This window comes from Flavobacterium paronense, assembly GCF_030409795.1.
Classification (GTDB): Bacteria; Bacteroidota; Bacteroidia; order Flavobacteriales; family Flavobacteriaceae; genus Flavobacterium; species Flavobacterium paronense.
Map to the genome: position 1 here is coordinate 1,270,332 of NZ_JAUFQN010000019.1, position 19,083 is coordinate 1,289,414.

Sequence of the window (19,083 nt, forward strand, 5' to 3'; positions counted from 1 at the left end):
TACAACATATAACAATTGGAACTATCAGTTAACCATTTATTAGGGATAAAATATCTGAATAAACAAGATATCGATTTGATATTTGAAACGGCTGACCATTTCAAAGAAGTCATCAATCGGCCAATCAAAAAAGTGCCTTCACTGCGCGACATTACTATTGCCAATATCTTTTTCGAAAACAGTACAAGAACTAAATTGTCTTTTGAGTTAGCTCAAAAAAGATTATCCGCCGATGTAATTAGTTTTTCAGCAGCACAATCCTCAGTAAAAAAAGGCGAAACACTTATTGATACTGTAAACAATATTCTATCAATGAAAGTAGATATGGTTGTCATGCGTCATGCGAATCCTGGCGCGGCTTATTTCTTATCACAAAACGTAAAAGCAAGCATCATAAACGCCGGAGACGGAGCACACGAACATCCGACTCAAGCGTTGTTGGACAGTTATTCCATCAAAGAAAAGTTAGGTGAAGTAGGAGGAAAGAAAGTTGTAATTGTCGGTGATATTTTGCATTCGCGTGTAGCATTATCCAATATCTATGCACTGCAAATGCAAGGAGCCGAAGTAAAAGTATGCGGACCAAAAACCTTAATTCCAAAACATATTGAAAGTCTTGGTGTATCTGTGGAATCTAATTTGCGTAAAGCACTTGAATGGTGTGATGTGGCCAATATGCTTCGCGTTCAAAACGAACGAATGGATGTGAATTACTTTCCGTCAACAAGAGAATATGCACAACAATATGGTGTTGACAAACAGCTTTTAGATTCCTTGTCTAAAGAAATTGTCATCATGCATCCGGGACCAATAAATCGTGGTGTTGAAATCACTTCAGATGTCGCTGACTCTAAACAGTCTGTTATCTTAGATCAAGTCGAAAACGGTGTTGCCATTCGAATGGCTGTAATCTATCTTTTGGCTTCTAAAATATAACCATAAAAAATCCCGAACGAGTCGGGATTTTTGATTTATTCTGATTTGATGCTTCTAAGTTGTTTTAGCTTTTCTTTCCATGTAGCTAATTCTTCTTTTTGTTTTTCAATATTGTCCATTACTTCTTTCACCATTGGATTATCAGCTTTTACTCGTCCAAAAAACTGAATGTTATTTTCTAATTGGAAAAGATTGCTTTGTACTTCCTCAATTTTACGCATGATAAATACTTTCTCGTTGTCTAATTTCCGGCTATTTTCAGCTCCGGAAAGATTATCTAAACGATTAGCATAACGCACCATTTCATTGTCTTTTTTACTTGAGCTTAATTTTTCAAACAAAGCATCCAGGATTTTATTGAATTTTCCTTCGATGTGTCTGCGTGCAAAAGGAACTTTACCAAAACTTTTCCATGTTTCGATATGCGCTTTTATGGCATCTAAATCGGCTTTGTGTTCTCCTATAAGTTCAAACGATTTTATAGTTTCTAAATAGGCTTTCTTTTTTTCAAATGCTTCAACTTCTTCAGCATTCAATTCTGTTTTTTGCTCTTTTAGCTTTTCAAAATACTCGTTACAAGCAGCTCTAAATTCAGTCCAAAGTTTATCTGAAAATTTTCTGGGCACATGACCAATTGTTTTCCATTCTTCCTGAATTTGTTTGAAAAGTGGAGTAGTAGCGGCAAAGTCAGTACTATCTTTTAATTCATGAGCCTTAGCTACCAAGGCTTGTTTTTTAGCAAGATTATCGTTTTGGTCTTTTTTAATGTCTTTATAGAAAGAGTTTTTCAATACGTTGAAACTTCTAACTGCATTTTTAAATTCGGTCCAGGTTTGATCAGTAACTTCTGACGGAACTTTTCCTGCTCCGAAGAACTTATCGCGCAACGCTTCTACTTTTACTATTTGAGCTAACCAAGCGCTATGAGAGTTTACTTTTTCTTGCGCTAAAATTTCAATCTGAGCAATGATTTCTTTTTTCTTTTCAAGATTTGCTGTTTCTACTTCGCGCAGTTTTTCAAATAAACCTTCCCGTTTGTCGTGCATTTGTTTGGTTAATTCACTGAATCGATTCCAAATTTCTTCACGGTTATCTCTTGAAACTGGTCCAATATCTTCTTTCCAGATTCGATGTAAATCCTGCAATTCGCGGAACGCTTTGTTAATGTCTTCTTCTTTTACTAATTCTTCAACACGCTCAATGATCTTAAGTTTTTGAACTAAGTTGTGTTTGAAATCTAAATCGCGAATTTCTCTATCCAAATGCAATACATCGTAGAAATTTTCTAGATGAAAGTGATAGTTATTCCAAACGTGATTGTATTTGTCTTTCGGAATTGGACCAGCCACTTTCCAACGGTCTCTGATATCGTTGAATTTCTTTAATGTAACTGGTATACTTTCCTGACTGTGTATTAGGTTTTTCAATTCCTCTACAATAGCCAATCTGTTTTCTAAATTTGCTTTTAGATTGTTTTGTAAGCTTTGGAAATGATTGTTTTTTTTGTCTCTGTATTGAGAATATAATTGGTCAAATTTGACTTTTAATGGAAAATGATAATGAAAATCTTCAGTGGTTTCCGGATTTTCAGCATGGAATTCTTCTTTCTTTTCATCAATAAAATGATGGTATTTTGATAGGAATGATTTTTTTAGTTCCTCAACATGGTCCTTAACAGACATTAATCTTTCAACTACTACTAATTCTCCTAATTCATCAATCAATTGGTCCATTGACAAGGTGTCGTAATCCAACATTGGAATATCATGACGGTCTTTTAATGTTTCGTCTTCGCTTTCTTCTGCATTTACTTCTTCAATGGCATTTATGGCTGATTGGTTAGCATTTTGTGCAACAAAAGTATCATTAGCAACTTGTTCATCAGTTAATTCGATAATTGTATCTTCAGATGGAGTTTCTTCTGTCGGAGCTTCTTCAATATTTTCAGCAACATCTTCAATTTCTGGTTCTGCTACAACTTCAATAGCCTCTTCCACAAGAGCCTCTTTTTCGGCAGCAACTTCGAGTTCATCTTCTGACAGTTCTTGAGTTAAAACAGCAGCTTTTTCCTCAATAACTTCCTCTACTGGAGCTACTTCTTCAACCGAAGTTTCTACTTCCTTCTGGTTTTCAACAGGAATTTCTTGATTTTCAGCAATGGTCACTTCTTGTGATTCATCGGCTACGTTTCCATCTGCTTCAAGCAGGTTATCATTCTTTTCTTCTAACATTTTATAAAATGTTTTAAGGGTTACACATTTTGAGGGCGAAAGATACTAAAGAAGCGCTAAAGTTCAAAGTAAATCAACGTTTTCTCGATTAAAGTAAAGCTAATTAAGTACTAAAAACAAAAAAACGCTGATGGAATTTCATCAGCGTTTACTTTATATTAGATTTTTGAATTTAGTTTATCAATACTTTTTTAGTAACCGAATTAGAAGCAGAAGATAGTTTTAAGAAATAAAAACCCTTTGGTAAATTACTAATTGTGTAGGTGTTACTTTCAAAAATTGGATTTTTTATTTGTTGTAAAACTTGTCCGTTAATAGTTATAATATTAATTTCGTCAAGAGCAATTACAGTTGAAATATTTACAAAATCGTTAGACGGATTTGGATAAACCGAAACAGCATTCGCTAAATCAAATGTTGGTGTTTCCAGAAAAATAGTAGGCCATCTATTTTGAGCCACTGGTCCGCCCCATATTACTGTTGCTAAGTAAGGATTGTCAATAAAAGGATTTCTATTTCCTTGACCGTAAGTGTTTGAAGCATTTCCTAGATATGTATTTCTGTTATCTTCGAATTGGGTAACTGGGTCATCAGCATTCCACTGTAAAAATAAATCTATCATGTTAGCATCTGAAGCTACTGGAGTTCCTACTCCAACAGCAGTTGGAAGGCATTGGTCACCATATCTTAAATACATATACATCATCATTCTTGCAACATCTCCTTTCCATTCATCACCAGGATACCAATTCAACCCAGTTTCAAATGAATTTCCTGAGCCATTGAAATATTTGTCATTATCTCTATCAGCATTTCTTTTTTTGTCTGCTGCCCTTAAATGATGTAAATCAGCACCTGGTCCGCTTGTCCCCAAATCAGGAACTCCCAGCGCTTTTGGAAATGTGTGTTCTCTGTTATAAAGACATGGATTTGCAGATCCATCATCTTGCATGCTAGCATCTCTTCTTCTATGATCTTTGTCATCACTTGAAGCTACTGGACATAAGTTGTTACTAAATCCATAGACAAGTAATACATTTGTGTTGGTAGCATCAGCAGGATCTAAATCTAAAATAGCTAATGCGTTGTCTGTTTGAGAATAATTTAGTAGACGTGTATGCGTAGTTGTTATTTTTGTTGCTAAGGCATTTTTTAGATTTGCTCCGGTTAAGTTCCAATTAAATCCATTGTAATAAGGGTTCGCAGGCGCTCCGTTTTGTGAAAAAGCAATAGAAATGCTTGATATTAATAATAGGGTAAAGATTTTTTTCATTTGTTTTATATTTCTTTTTTTCGTTCTAATAGTGCCATGTAAAATCCATCAAATCCAGTTTCTTGGGCTAGGATTTTTGTTTCTTTAACAAAAGTAAATGATTTTCCAGTTTCAGTTGTTAAGAAACGCTTAATTTGTTCCTGATTTTCAGAAGGTAAAATCGAGCAGGTCGCATAAACTAACTTACCACCAGGTTTTACTATTTTAGAATAATTTTCTAAAACTTCTGCTTGTACTTTTTTGATGTTATCAATAAATTCAGGTTGTAATTTCCATTTGGCATCAGGGTTTCTTTTTAAAACACCTAAACCACTGCATGGCGCGTCAATTAATACTCTATCTGCTTTTTCGTGTAGTTTTTTGATAACTTTGGTAGAGTCAATTATTCTGTATTCTATGTTGAAAGCGCCGTTTCTTTTAGCTCTTAATTTTAATTGTTTTAGCTTACTTTCATACAAATCCATGGCTATTAATTGTCCTTTGTTTTGCATTAAAGAGGCCATGTGTAATGTTTTTCCACCAGCTCCAGCGCAAGTGTCAACGACTCTCATTCCAGGCTGAACGTCTAAGAAAGCAGCTACTAATTGAGAAGAAGCATCTTGAACTTCGAACATTCCTTCTTTAAAAGCATCGGTTAAAAACACATTTGCTCTTTCTTTCAAGACTAAGGCATCAGGTTGATCTTTTAGAAATTCGGTTTCAATATTTAAATCCATCAAAAGAGAATGAAGATTTTCTTTTGTGGTTTTTAAGGTATTCACACGAAGAATAACTTTCGCAGGTTGGTTTTGTGCTGCAATTTCTTTGGTCCATAGCGCTTCACCTAATTCCTTTACACCTAAATCATCCATCCAATCAGGAATAGATTCCCGCATTTTTCTAATTTTAGAGAGTTCATCAAATCTACCTTTTATTTTTCGTTCCGGAGTTCCTTCAAGTTGTCTCCAGTCTGGGATTGGATAACCTCTTAGAACTGCCCAGACGCTAAACATTCTCCATAAATCTTCTCTGTTGAATGGTTCTTTTACTTCGGCAATTTCGGCGTATAATCTTTTCCAACGAACAACTTCATAAATAGTTTCGGCAACAAATTTACGGTCGGAACTCCCCCAACGTTTATCTTTTTTTAAAGCACGAGCGACTACTTTATCGGCATATTCCCCTTCGTTGAAGACAGCATTTAAAGAATCAATCGTGGTGTAAACTAAATTTCGGTGTAATCGCATAGTGTAAAAAAAATCAGCGGGCAAAGATATTGCTTTTTTGTTATGCTTTATCAAATTTTATTGGTCTTAACATATTGTCATTTTTTTTATTGTTTAATTACATATATTTGATTGAACCAATATTTATAAGAATGGAATTCAGAAAAATACATTTGGTAATTATCTATTTTTTAATTGCATCCAATTTTAGTTATGCTCAACCATTTCAAATCGGACATACTACCATTAATTTTACTGACGTATCAAGAAGTAACCGAGTTATAGCAGCAGAAATATATTATCCTTCGGATGTTGCCGGAGATAATGTTGCTCTGACAACCTCGACAACAGTTACTTTTCCGGTTTTGAGTTTTGGTCATGGATTTGTAATGACATCGGATGCTTATCAAAATTTTTGGAACTTTTTAGTCCCTAATGGTTACGTTATGGTTTTCCCCAAAACAGAAAGTTCACTGTCTCCTTCGCACCTTGATTTTGGTAAAGATTTATCTTTTTTAATTGATCAAATGACAGCTTTGGGGAACAATTCTTCTTCTATTTTTTATAATAGAATTAGTTCGATGAATTGTGTGATGGGGCATAGTATGGGTGGCGGTGCTTCATTTTTGTCTGCACAAATAAATTCAAACATTAAAACACTTCTTACCTTTTCTCCTGCAGAAATATCTCCTTCAGCGATACAAGCTGCTTCATCAATTGCAATTCCATCCTTAATTTTTGCTGGGGTAAATGATTGTGTGACACCTCCAAATACAAATCAAATTCCAATGTATAATGGATTGGTTAGTACATGTAAATCATTGATAAGTATTATTGGTGGCAGTCATTGTCAAATGGCAAATAGTAATTTTTTCTGTGGAATTGGAGAGTCTACGTGTACGCCGCAACCCACAATAACAAGAACCGCTCAGCAAAACACAATTAACCGTTATATATTACCATGGTTAGATTACCAATTGAAAGGGAATTGTGTTCAAGGTAATTTGTTTGACAATCAAATTATAGCAGATAATTCGATAACATTTCAAAAAAATTGTATACAGTGTACTAGTTTAAGTACTGAAAATTCAAGTTTAAAAAATCAAATTGTTCTGACTCCGAATCCTGCAAAAGAATTCATAAAAGTTACAGCTAAAGCCGATGTAATGTATCAAATTTCTATTTTTGATATAGCTGCAAAATGTATTTTAACAAAACAGTTTATAGGTGAAGTAATAATTAATACTTCGGAATTTGCTAAAGGGATTTATTTTTACACAATTAAAAATAAAAATAATAATTGGAGTAATGGAAAATTTATAAAAGAATAAAGAAGCCTAATGAATTCGTGTCATTTCAAATTTTTCAGGTGCATGCAACACCATTGGAAATTGTTCTATTTTTACCGAACTACTATCCAAACCAAATCCTTTTTCTTCGGACAAGCTTAGTTTTTTAAGTAAAAAGTAGCTGTTCATTATTATTTTTTCGAAGAAAGTCAAATCGCTGTCGTTAGAAAGAAACTTTTCAGAAAGAACAAATTTAAAATCACCAATTATGTTATTTTTGTTCAGTGACTCATAGCGACTGGTAACATCAACTTCACCATTTTGAACCATGTCTCTGATTACCTCTTTAAACATCAAGTTAATTTTAGTTGGTTCTCTAAAGCCCAAATTGAAATCGACTCTATACAAATCATCTTTGATAACTTCGGTAACTCTATATTCTCTTTTGTATGGTTCACTAAGAATATTAACATGGACAAACCAATACAAATCAGCTCGTTTTGGTCTTTTCTGTAGAATAGAATACATTACTTTTTCTTCAATTTCGTCAGAACGAGTTGCGTTAGTCATATATATTAAGTGTGTTGCATATTTTGGAATTGATAAATCAACACTCAATTCGGCCAGTACTTTTTTATAGGAATCAATCTTAACAATTTTTGTATATGCTTTGCTGATTTTTTTTGCTAGAAACCATACTGTCATAATCCCAATTAATATACATGCAATCATTAGAGTAACATATCCACCGTGTGGGAATTTATCAAGATTTGCAACTAAAAAGCTTCCCTCTATTGCTAGATACAAAGCAATTATAGGTACAATAAAAAACATAGAGACCCGCTTCATTATCAAATAATAATTCAATAAAATAGTCGTCATAATCATACATAATACAATTGCCAAACCATAGGCAGCTTCCATATTTCCTGATTCTTCAAAGTGAAGTACGATTCCAACACAACCTATGAATAATAACCAGTTTATGGATGGAATATACAATTGTCCTTTTAAATCTGTTGGATATTTGATTTTTACTTTTGGCCAAAAGTTTAATCGCATTGCTTCGTTAATAAGGGTAAAAGAACCGCTAATTAAAGCTTGAGATGCAATTACTGCAGCCATAGTTGCTATTACAATTCCGATAGGTTGGAACCAACTATCCATCATCAAATAAAATGGATTTGCATTTTTACCTCCTAAATCTATTAATCTTTCTCCTTCATGTTTTATCAAATAGGCTCCTTGACCAAAGTAGTTTAGAACTAAAGTAGTTTTAACAAAAATCCAACTAATTCTAATGTTTTTTCTGCCACAATGTCCCATATCTGAATACAATGCTTCAGCACCAGTTGTACATAAAAATACAAAACCTAACACATAAAATCCGTCAGGATGAATTTTTAGTAAATGATAGGCATAGTATGGATTTAAAGCATGAAAAACTTGAAGATTAGAACTTATTTGTATGATGCCAAGAATACCAAGCATACTAAACCAAACGAGCATCATAGGTGCGAAAAACTTACCTACTAATTTAGTTCCAAATTGCTGTATTGTAAACAAGACAAAGAGAATTCCAATTACAATCGGTACTGTATTAATACTTGGATAAAAGGTTCTTATTCCTTCTACAGCCGAAGCTACTGAAATAGGTGGAGTAATAATTCCATCAGCTAAAAGTGCACTCCCACCAACAATAGCTGGGACGATCAACCATTGAATTTTGGTTCTTTTTACTAAGGCATATAAAGCAAAAATTCCTCCTTCGCCATGATTATCAGCACTTAAAGTGATGATTACATATTTTAAAGTAGTTTGCAATGTCAGTGTCCAAAAGATGCATGACAATCCACCTAAAATAATGTCTTCGTTAATGACGTGATGTAATCCAATTATGGCTTTCATTACATATAAAGGAGAAGTTCCTATATCGCCATAAATAATTCCTAAAGTAATAAGTAATCCTGCAACACTAAGTTTGCTATGAAGTTGATGATTATGAGCACTCATAAAAAGTAGATAAAAAACGGATACAAATGTAGTATATTTTTAAAATCAATTTCTTTTTTAATGTTTTAATTTTTGGTATTAGAAATAAAAAAAAGCCCCACATTTCTGTGGCGCTTTTCATTAACAATCTTAACTATAAACCCAACTTAACTTCTTCTGTTTCCGTTTGCGTTACCTCTCGAGTTTCCTTCGCTTCTTTGAGAATTTCCTCTTTGTTGGGAAAACTCTCTTGTACTTGAACTTCTTGGAGATTCAGCACTTCTTTGATTCCCATAACTTCTAGGACTTGATTCGCTTCTAGAACCATTTTGTGTTATTACACTTCTTGGTGATTCCTGAGTTCTATTATTTCCGTAAGTTCTAGGAATTGATTCTCTTCTTTCGTCTCTTGAATCATTTTGATTTTTGATACTTCTTGGAGATTCTTGGCTTCTTACATTTGAGTAAGTTCTTGGAGATAACTCACTACTTTCATCTCTTGAACCGTTTTGATTTCTGACATTTCTTGGAGAACTAGTATCATAAGAATTATTTCGGGTTCCATTTAAGGCAACTTCATTTCTACTATTTGGTTTTTGTGTTCTTCTGTTATTGTCTAATTCATATCGGTTGGCATAACCGTTATTTCTATGTTCAAAAGAACGAGTTGGGTTTTCTCTTTCATATGCATTCCCTCTCCTTCCATGGGAATAATAATTGTTATAGGCAATATCACATCTTCTATAATTTACATAATTATAATGGTGATAATTATTGATACAGATGTTTATATGATTTTGGTAAGTATATATTGGAAACGGTGTCCAAGCAAAATAAAAGCTAGGATAGAATCCCCAATTCCATGAAGAATAATAAGGATGATAATTAGAAACCCAAAACGAAGTATAAATTACAGGAGTGTAAGCATAAACCGGTTCATAAATATAATTATTTCCATACATGTAAACATCACCAACCACCTGAACTTGAACTCTGTTATTTCTATCCCGTTCAACCTCTACAGTAGCAATATCCTGAAATGAATCACGACCTAGAACAGATTGAATAACAATTAAATGTGCATTACCTTCAATAGTTTCTATCACACGTAAATAGTCAACTTTATTATCTCGATTTAAATCTAAATTTGAGATTTGAATTTTTGGATCATTTAGACGTCTTTCAAAATCATCTAAATTTTCAGAATCACCAAAAATTGAAGCAACAGCACGCAAATCTAAATTGTCACTAATTTCAGAGTTGTTAGCCGTTACCGTAGTTCTGTCTTGAGCATTAACACTTGTCATACTCAATATAGACAGTAGCGTCAGGGATAAAATCTTTGTTTTCATAATTATATTTTTTAAGTATTAAATAGTTTCTTTTATGAATAACCAATTACTGTGCCACAAGAATTTTTGAATAAATTTTAACCAAATCTTAACTGAATAAAGATTCGTATATTCATTCATAATAGCTAGAGTTTACTATGATAGAGGGCATTTTTTTAGCCTTTCTTACTGGTAAGAATAAAATCATTAGACTAGAATTCAAAAAATAAAGAGAGCATTTAGCTCTCTTTATTTTATTTTCCCAGTTTTCTGTCCCGATACTGTTGCAATAATTTTCGATTGAAGTTTTCTTCTGCTTTTTTGAGTTTCAGAATTTTTACCGGCGAAATGACTACTTTTAAACTGGTTACAAATTTCTTTTTCAACTGATACAATTCGTCTTCTGTACTTTCCATTTGAGTCAACATTGTTGCAGCATCTTTTTCAGATAATTTATCAAAAGAATTATCATCCATTCTTCTTAAATAACCTTTAAGCTTTTGCGTTTTAATTTCTTGTTGCTTATCTTCAAAAGCATTGAATAATGGCCAAAACTTTGCTGCTTCGTCCGATGTTAATGACAATTCATCGGTTATGAAAGCAACTTTTAGTGCTTTAATCTGCTCTTTCTTTTTACGTATAAATTGTCCGTCCTGAGCAACAGCATTCAAAGAAATGAAAACTATGAGTAGCGGAAGTATTTTTAAAATTTTCATAGTATTAGTCTATTATGTATTGTTCTAAATTTGAGTTTGAGTTTAAAGCATCTTCTATAGCTGCGTCATCAACATTAAAGTTAATTTTCATTTTATCTAAATCTTCTTGTTGTAATAAATTTACAATTTCTTCTTCAGAAATGTTTGATTGATATGCAATATAATTCTCCAAAGTTACCGAATCAATTTCTTCTTGTTTTGTTGAATATTTAGTATATATTGGAACTGAGAGCATCAGAATAAGAATGGCTGCCACAGCAAAATTCCTAATTTTTTGGGAGCTAAAAATTGAAATGATTTTTGATTCTTGCTCTGGTAATTGTACTAAAAGTTTTTCTGAAAATGCATCAAAATAACCATCAGGTATTGTAAATCCCGAGGTTATTTTCGGCTCATTATCTAATTTAAATTCTTTCATATTCGTTTGACAAATGTAATGTTAAATGGTTTAATTCTTTTTTACAAATTCCTCAATCTTTTTCACAGCGTGATGGTAAGATGCTTTCAAAGCACCAACAGATGTTCCGAGAATCTCAGACAGTTCTTCATATTTTAATTCTTCGTAATATTTCATTTTAAAAACTAATTGTTGCTTTTCTGGTAATAATGCAACGGCTTTTTGTAACTTGATTTGAATTTCATTGCCATCAAAATAAATATCTGCTTTTAGGTTATCTATAATTTTGGTTTGCAGAGCTTCGCTGGTTGTGCCGTTTCGTTTTGCTTTTTTATTGATAAATGTAATAGCTTCATTTGTAGCAATTCTATACATCCAGGAAAACAATTTGCTTTCACCTTTGAAATCTTTTAAATACTGAAAGACTTTGATGAATGTATTTTGCAAAACATCATCAGCATCATCGTGATTTAAAACAATATTCCGAATGTGATTATACAACGGTCTTTGATAATCCCGCAAGAGCTTTTGAAACGCAACATTCTGCGTTTTCGGATTTAATAATTCCTGAATGAAATCCTTTTCGTCTTGCAAAGTCAAAATTTAGCTAATTGGAATAAAGATAGAGGAAAAGGTTTAATTTACTGCAAAATTAAGGTGTTTCCGTTGAACTGGTAGTTGTTTTAGGAGTTTCAATAACAGGATTTACCGAAGCCACAGTAAGCTTTGGTAATGCTGTCTGTTTTGGAAAGACCGGAATATAAATCTCCGTAATCCATTTCGAAGGTTGTTTGATATCATCAATGGTTTTTATATAAACTTCTGTATAGCTTCCGGCAAAATTTTCTTTTAAACCATTATCAGTTATATATTTTTTGGCTTTTGCCCAAGCTTCTTTGGTATGTGAATAATCTCCGATTAAGGAAGTTTTCAAACAGGTAAAAGCTATAATTTCTTCTGAAGTAACATCGCTTCCGTCAGAAATTGATATTTGTTGTCTAACCGGAATACAAATTGATATGGTTGCAAAATCATGGGCGACATCATATCTGTCATAGTTAACAAATGGTTTTCCTGCCATTGGGATTTTATTCTTTTTAAAGAAGTGAATCATTCTTGCCATAAGGATTTTGGTATTCTTACCAACGCTTTTTATATGACAGGAAACAGTTTGTTTCAAACAAAAACCAGATGGGCGCTGTACAATTCCATTCACTTTAATTGAATAGGTTTTCATTTCGTAATTCAGGGTTTTATTAAGATTGCGCAGGTTTTTTTCAAACACATCCTCTAAAAGCAAAACTATTCCACCTTTAAAAAAGGTAGAAATTTTAGTCAAAATGTCCATTTTTCCTTTGCTGTAAACAGTTACTTTAGTTCCACCAAGAGTATCTTTAAATTTCCATGAAATAGTAGCTGTCGTTCCGTTGAAATTGACTTTTTGAAGAAGGCTGTCGCTTTCTTTTATATATACCGTTTTAATATTACCCTCATCTGAACCATTTACAAAAGAAAATTTTGCTCCGTTACCAATTGTCTTTGCATCATAATTAAATTTGATATTCGCATCCTTTTGCATCCACGAACCAAAAGTTTCCCAGTTTTTATAATCATTAACATAATCAAAAACGGTACTTCTTTGCGCTTTTATGATGCTACTTTTCGAAACCTGAAAAACGCCCTTTTGGGTGGCTACATAAACCGTAATTCCGACTAACGCTAAAAGGATAAGCAAGAAAATATATTTTAAAATTCTCATGAAACTATGTTTATAAAGTGTCACAAAGTTATGAATTTTCTAATTTGAATATTGACTATATCATAGTGTATTTAAATTAAAATCATTCAAAACTACAGTTAATTCTATGGTGTTTTATTTAAATATTTCATTGAAATTGTATAATGAAGTTAATGCTTTGTCATAAACTTAATAACAAACAGCAACGCAATAAAAACTAAAAAAGCAATCAGTATTTTATAACTTCCTTTATACACTCTTTGGTGGAGTGTTTTGTCTTTCCCGTAGGCAAAATAAGTAGCAATTACAAAACAAACAAAAAAAATAGCGGCGAAAGCCCATTGACCAGTTGTGAACATTTATTTCAAATTTTCAACAAATTTACTCAAATGTATCGGAAAGTTGTAATTTGCATCAACAATAAATTTCACTATAAAATGCAAAAACAACTCAACGCAGTAAAAGAATTTCATACCTCATTCGGACTTGGTGTAAGCCAGGAAATGAAAGCAGATTTGGGAGAGCAAAAAAACATCTTGCGCTTCAACCTCATGAAAGAAGAAAATGAAGAATACTTCGAAGCAGTCCAGAATAATGACTTAATTGAAATTGCCGATGCTCTTGGCGATATGCTATATATTCTTTGCGGAACAATATTAGAACACGGATTGCAGTACAAAATAGAAGAAGTGTTTGACGAAATACAACGTTCTAACATGAGCAAACTTGACCATGACGGAAAACCAATTTACCGTGAAGATGGCAAAGTATTAAAAGGACCTAACTATTTCAAACCAAGCTTTGAGGAGATACTGAGATAGTTAACCATTATACTTGGGTAGAAAAGCTACTTTATTCCTATCAAAGCAAATCATTTGGATAAACTATTGAAAATAAATTTCTTTTTTAGTTCAAAATAAATAAATCCACAACTCATAAAAAAGTATTAAAACCCTAAATAAATAGAATTAAAATCTATTTATTTAGGTTACTTTTGTACGACTTTTTTAAAAAATTATTCCAACTCATGGAAAAGAAAATATACTCAATTTTATTCTCTACACGTTTAATGGCTATTTTGTTTCTCGGTTTTGCTGTAGCAATGGCAGCAGGAACATTTATCGAAAGTAAATACAACACAGATACAGCCAGAATTTTAGTTTATAACTCCTGGTGGTTCGAAGCAATCATGTTATTTTTTGTGATTAATTTCATTGGAAATATCAAGCGTTACCAATTGTACAAAAAAGAAAAATGGGCAACTTTAGTATTACATTTATCTTGGATATTTATCATTTCCGGAGCATTTATTACAAGATACATAAGTTATGAGGGTATGATGCCTATTCGGGAAGGAGCAACGTCTAATCAATTTTATTCTGATAAAAATTATCTAACTGTTTTTGTTGATGGTATTTATGATGGAAAAATGATGCGCCGTGTTTTTGAAAAGCCTTTGTTGCTTTCTCCAGTTACCAACAACCATTTTTCTATTGCTGAAAAGTTTGATAAAATTCCATTTGAACTCGAGTATAAAAACTTTGTGTTAGATGCTAAAGAAACTATTAAAGAATCAGCTATAGGCAATGTTTATTTGAAGTTAGTTGAATCGGGTGGAGGAACTCGGCACGAACACATGCTCAAAGAAGGCGAAATTCAAGACATTCATAACGTGTTGTTTGCTTTGAATAAACCAACCAAAGGAGCGATTAATATTGATACAAAAACCAATACTATTTCTTCACCGTTTGATGGACAATTCATGCGAATGGCGGACAAGTTGCAAGGAAAAGTAACAAAGGATTCTGTTCAGCCTTTAATGTATCGTTCGTTGTATAATGTTGGTGGCGCCCAATTTGTAATTCCCGATCAGCCTAAAAAAGGATTTAAAACCTATGAAGCCAGCGGTAATTTTAAAGCCAAAAATGGAGACGATGCCATCACATTACTAATTAAAACCGAAGGTAAAGAGCAAGAAGTTACACTAGTTGGTTCAAAAGGAAAACAAGGCGAACCAAAGGTTGTAAAGCTTGGTCAACTGGAGTTTACGCTGACTTTTGGCAGTAAAGTATACACTTTGCCCTTTAGTTTAAAACTGAATGATTTTGTGGCATTGAAATATCCAGGAACAGAGAAAAGCTTTTCTTCTTTCGAGAGCAAAGTTACGGTTAAGGATTCAACCAAAAAGTATGATGCCCAAATATACATGAATCATATTTTGGATCATAAAGGATTTCGTTTCTTCCAAGCCTCTTTTGACCCTGATGAAAAAGGAACGGTGCTTTCTGTCAATCATGATTTTTGGGGAACAACAATTACATACATTGGTTATTTCATGTTGTTCTTTTGCATGATGGCTATACTGTTTGTGAAAAATTCTCGGTTTTCTGATTTGAAACGAAAACTAGATAATGTAAAAACGAAAAAAGAAAAACTATTATCTATACTAATTCTGTTGATTTCCTTGAATGGATTGGCTCAAAATCACGGGAATCATACTAAGTTGCCTTCAGAAAAGCAGATAGATTCTGTTCTGAACAAATACAAGGTTTCCGAAAAACATGCGGCTCAGTTTGGCCGATTGATTATACAGGATGATGGCGGAAGAATGAAACCTATCAACACGTTTTCTTCTGAATTGTTAAGGAAAGTGAGTCACAATGACCGATATAACGAAATGAATTCCGATCAGGCATTTATCTCGATGACGCAGTTTCCATCTGTTTGGTTTGAAATTCCATTGATATATATCAAAAGTGGTAATGACAGTATTCGAAAAATTTTAGGAATTAAACAAGATGCTAAATACGCCACCTTCCGTTCTTGTTTTGATGACAGGGGAAATTATAAATTATCTCCTTATTTAGATGATGCATATAAAGCGGCGAATCCAAATCAGTTTGAAAAAGACTTTATAGAAACCGACAAAAAAGTCAATTTGTTAAATGCGGCATTAAGCGGGAAAATATTAAGGATATTCCCAATTCCAAATGATGCCAATAATAAATGGGTGTCTTTTTTAGAAGCCAGTCATCCAACGGGAACTGCTTTAGACACAATAAAAAATGCATTGCCTGTCTATCTTGATGCTTTGTTGAAAGCGACACAGAGCAATAATTACACGATGGCAAATACGTATTTGGTGGGTATGGAAAACTACCAAAAGAAGTATGGAAAAGCCGTTCGTCCATCAGATAAAAAGATAGATTATGAGATATTGTATAACAAATACGATGTACTCCAAAAATTGCCTTATTGGTATTTGACAGCATCAGCTCTGATGTTTTTGTTTATCATAATTGACATTTTTAAAGAAAGAAAATGGGTGACAATTACAGGTAATGGTTTGCACGTATTAATCGGATTGTTATTCACTTTGCATACGGTAGCATTAATTTTTCGCTGGTATATTTCAGGCCATGCACCTTGGAGTAATGCTTACGAAGCCATTGTATATGTAGCTTGGTCAACGATGTTCTTCGGATTGGCATTTGCTTGGAAATTGAAACCTGCTTTTTCACTCAAATTTCTGTTTTCATTAGTTTTCGGAATTTATTATAAAAGCACTTCTAAACTAACGGTTGCTGCCTGCGCTTTTGTATCGGCAATGATATTAACAGCAGCTTATGCGAACTGGATTGATCCCCAAATTGCGAATTTGCAACCTGTGTTAAATTCGTATTGGTTAATGATTCACGTAGCAGTTATTGTGGCGAGCTATGGACCATTTGCGTTAGGAATGATATTAGGTTTTGTATCCTTATTATTGATGCTTTTCACTACCGAAAAGAATAAAGCAATAATGGAACTAAACATCAAAGAAATGACTTATATCAACGAGATGGCTTTAACAGTTGGTCTAGTAATGTTAACTATCGGAAACTTCCTTGGCGGTCAATGGGCCAATGAAAGTTGGGGAAGATACTGGGGTTGGGATCCAAAAGAGACTTGGGCATTAATCAGTATTATGGTGTATGCTTTTGTAATTCATGCTCGTTTTGTTCCTTCTTTGCGCAATAAATGGATATTTAACTTAATGGCTATGTATGCATTTGTATCGATTTTGTTCACTTATTATGGTGTGAATTTCCATTTGGTAGGTTTGCATTCGTATGCTAGTGGAGAAGCAAAATCATTAAGCTGGATATGGCAAACGATTGGAGGAATATCATTGATAGGCTTGTTAACGTATCCTAAATACAGAAAGTTTTATAAGAAGAAGTAGCTTTTAAATTTCTCTACAAAAAGGTTCAGCTTTTGAGTTGAACCTTTTTTTATTGAGTTTAATTTAGAAATATAGAATTTGTAATTTAAATCATCCCTGTCATTTTTGCCATTTGAACTAAGGCCGTGGTATCTCTCACGCCCAATTTATCAATCATCTTGCTTCTATGATTACCAACAGTATTTACGCTGATAAATAATTTTTCAGCTATTTCTTTGGTATCATTATCATCTGCTATTAGTTTTAAAATCTCTTTTTCCCTTACAGACAATAAATCTTTATTGGAGTGTAGTTTGTCCTGGGAATGAAAAGTGTGAACATATTCGCTGTTTTCACCATGTGAAATGCGTATCCAATAATACCTGAAATTCTTTTTAAAAAGGTGATTAATGTTTTGCACATAATTAAAAGTGTAATTGAATTTTCTGCTTTCATCGTAATGAATCGGAGAACCTTTAGAAAAAAGACAAATTGGTTTATCATCCAGTAGCCTGTATCTTATGCCGCAGTGAAATATTTGTATATTCGTTCTTTGTTCAAAAGGAATTTCCTCTAGCACACCAGTGAACCACTTTACGGAATCGGTAAAAAAAGTCAAGTAATCTTTTTCAAGCAGACTCATAATCTGAATCATTCTCTCAGCTTGAGAGACTTCCGGAAGCTCACCCCAAAATTCTTTTTCACCAACTTCTAAAACAGGAGTGTAATTAAGGTGGTCAAATATCCCAATGACAGCATCAGTACCTTTTATTCCGTTAAGTAGCAGATTTGCTTCTTCTCTAAATCGTTCTACTTCTCCAATGGTATTGTCGATAAAAAAAGAGGATGACATGGCAACAATCTTTTTATACAGAAAATCCGCATCCTTCATCTTTCTCAAACTATTTTCCTGCATATCTTTTTAGTATGTTTTATTCCTTGTTTTCCAATATTTTATCACTGCAAATATAATTTGGAAACTGAAATGCTTTTATAAAATGCTAATGTAGTGGATTTTATCTTTTTCAAATAAAATTACCATCAAAAAATGATGATTATCACTATTTCCAGTGCTACTAGCTAAAGCTAGTTTTACTCTATAAAACAGAGCAAGCAAAATAAGCAAAATAGTAGCATTATGATAGCAACAACTACTTATTCTAAACGGCAAGTTATACAAATATTCAGTAGCAACAATGCTAATTTTTTTAATCCAAATAATGATATTGATTCATTAGTAAAACTGGTTCAATCCAAAAGCGAAAGAGGCTTCCACACTTTATATAATAAATATTGTGGAGCACTTTATGGAGTGATTATAAAACTAGTAAAACGAAACGATGTAGCTGATGATTTATTACAAGATTCTTTTGTGAAAATATGGAAAAACATTGAAAGTTTTGACAGATCTAAAGGAACTTTATATACGTGGATGTTGAATATTGCCAGAAACCAAGCTATAGATTACCTTCGTTCATCAAATTATCGAAATCAAATGCAACAGGTAGAAATGGATTTGATTTCTTATAGTATTGATAATATTGGAAATGCAACTTCAAACTGCTGTCCAGTTGAATATGAAGATTTTAAAAATAAGGCCTTGCAATTGGATTCAAAATATACCGAAGTGATTGATTTAATTTACTTTTATGGTTGGACGCAGGAACAAACTGCCGAAATTCTAAAGCTGCCTTTAGGAACTATTAAAACCCGAGCGAGAAAAGGACTTAGTTTGCTTAAAGTTTTGTATTTGCAATGAAACAGTAAAGCC

General features: G+C 33.0%; 15 protein-coding genes. 5 read left to right on the top strand and 10 right to left on the bottom strand.

All coding sequences use genetic code 11. The annotated features are described in order from the left end of the window. Positions 1 to 15: 15 nt before the first annotated feature. Complete coding sequence (locus tag QWY90_RS06870; RefSeq protein ID WP_290285135.1) at positions 16 to 936, top strand: aspartate carbamoyltransferase catalytic subunit; 921 nt, start codon at positions 16 to 18, stop codon at positions 934 to 936. Positions 937 to 971: 35 nt separating this feature from the next. On the opposite strand, the gene QWY90_RS06875 is transcribed toward QWY90_RS06870, so the two are convergent. From QWY90_RS06875 to QWY90_RS06885, 3 genes are all read right to left on the bottom strand, one after another. After that, positions 972 to 3,167 carry a DUF349 domain-containing protein gene (locus tag QWY90_RS06875; protein WP_290285136.1) on the bottom strand — a complete coding sequence of 732 codons (2,196 nt, stop codon included), beginning with the start codon at positions 3,165 to 3,167 and terminating at the stop codon, positions 972 to 974. A 172-nt stretch (positions 3,168 to 3,339) separates the two neighbouring features. Beyond that, entirely contained in the window at positions 3,340 to 4,440 is a 1,101-nt protein-coding gene (locus tag QWY90_RS06880; protein WP_290285137.1) for an endonuclease, read from the bottom strand. A gap of 5 nt (positions 4,441 to 4,445) precedes the next feature. Further along, the gene (locus QWY90_RS06885; RefSeq protein ID WP_290286945.1) at positions 4,446 to 5,666 is read right to left on the bottom strand and encodes an RsmB/NOP family class I SAM-dependent RNA methyltransferase; all 1,221 of its coding nucleotides are present in this window, start codon (positions 5,664 to 5,666) and stop codon (positions 4,446 to 4,448) included. Between the two features lie 131 nt (positions 5,667 to 5,797). Here QWY90_RS06885 and QWY90_RS06890 point away from each other — a divergent pair, with 131 nt between their 5' ends. Next, positions 5,798 to 6,976 (top strand): poly(ethylene terephthalate) hydrolase family protein, encoded by a 1,179-nt coding sequence (locus QWY90_RS06890; RefSeq protein ID WP_290285138.1) that lies wholly within the window; start codon positions 5,798 to 5,800, stop codon positions 6,974 to 6,976. 6 nt (positions 6,977 to 6,982) lie between these two features. Here the strand turns inward: QWY90_RS06890 and QWY90_RS06895 are convergent, their stop codons facing one another. From QWY90_RS06895 to QWY90_RS06920, 6 genes are all read right to left on the bottom strand, one after another. Next, entirely contained in the window at positions 6,983 to 8,947 is a 1,965-nt protein-coding gene (locus QWY90_RS06895) for a KUP/HAK/KT family potassium transporter (protein ID WP_290285139.1), read from the bottom strand. 146 nt (positions 8,948 to 9,093) lie between these two features. Continuing rightward, positions 9,094 to 10,278: a hypothetical protein gene (locus tag QWY90_RS06900; RefSeq protein WP_290285140.1), complete on the bottom strand. Its 1,185-nt coding sequence runs from the start codon at positions 10,276 to 10,278 to the stop codon at positions 9,094 to 9,096. A gap of 233 nt (positions 10,279 to 10,511) precedes the next feature. Further along, the gene (locus QWY90_RS06905) at positions 10,512 to 10,973 is read right to left on the bottom strand and encodes a sensor of ECF-type sigma factor (protein ID WP_290285141.1); all 462 of its coding nucleotides are present in this window, start codon (positions 10,971 to 10,973) and stop codon (positions 10,512 to 10,514) included. A 4-nt stretch (positions 10,974 to 10,977) separates the two neighbouring features. Further along, positions 10,978 to 11,391 carry a hypothetical protein gene (locus QWY90_RS06910; protein WP_290285142.1) on the bottom strand — a complete coding sequence of 138 codons (414 nt, stop codon included), beginning with the start codon at positions 11,389 to 11,391 and terminating at the stop codon, positions 10,978 to 10,980. A gap of 30 nt (positions 11,392 to 11,421) precedes the next feature. Further along, entirely contained in the window at positions 11,422 to 11,964 is a 543-nt protein-coding gene (locus QWY90_RS06915; RefSeq protein ID WP_290285143.1) for an RNA polymerase sigma factor, read from the bottom strand. 58 nt (positions 11,965 to 12,022) lie between these two features. Further along, the gene (locus QWY90_RS06920; RefSeq protein WP_290285144.1) at positions 12,023 to 13,129 is read right to left on the bottom strand and encodes a GyrI-like domain-containing protein; all 1,107 of its coding nucleotides are present in this window, start codon (positions 13,127 to 13,129) and stop codon (positions 12,023 to 12,025) included. Positions 13,130 to 13,545: 416 nt separating this feature from the next. Between QWY90_RS06920 and QWY90_RS06930 the strand changes: the two genes are divergently transcribed. Together QWY90_RS06930 and QWY90_RS06935 are read left to right on the top strand one after the other, a co-directional pair. Continuing rightward, positions 13,546 to 13,929: a pyrophosphohydrolase domain-containing protein gene (locus tag QWY90_RS06930; protein ID WP_290286947.1), complete on the top strand. Its 384-nt coding sequence runs from the start codon at positions 13,546 to 13,548 to the stop codon at positions 13,927 to 13,929. Between the two features lie 206 nt (positions 13,930 to 14,135). Beyond that, positions 14,136 to 17,333, top strand: coding sequence for a cytochrome c biogenesis protein CcsA (locus QWY90_RS06935; RefSeq protein WP_290285146.1), 3,198 nt, complete (start codon positions 14,136 to 14,138; stop codon positions 17,331 to 17,333). An 85-nt stretch (positions 17,334 to 17,418) separates the two neighbouring features. On the opposite strand, the gene QWY90_RS06940 is transcribed toward QWY90_RS06935, so the two are convergent. After that, positions 17,419 to 18,228 carry a response regulator transcription factor gene (locus QWY90_RS06940; RefSeq protein ID WP_290285147.1) on the bottom strand — a complete coding sequence of 270 codons (810 nt, stop codon included), beginning with the start codon at positions 18,226 to 18,228 and terminating at the stop codon, positions 17,419 to 17,421. A gap of 222 nt (positions 18,229 to 18,450) precedes the next feature. Between QWY90_RS06940 and QWY90_RS06945 the strand changes: the two genes are divergently transcribed. After that, the gene (locus QWY90_RS06945; RefSeq protein ID WP_290285148.1) at positions 18,451 to 19,071 is read left to right on the top strand and encodes an RNA polymerase sigma factor; all 621 of its coding nucleotides are present in this window, start codon (positions 18,451 to 18,453) and stop codon (positions 19,069 to 19,071) included. Positions 19,072 to 19,083 lie beyond the last annotated feature (12 nt).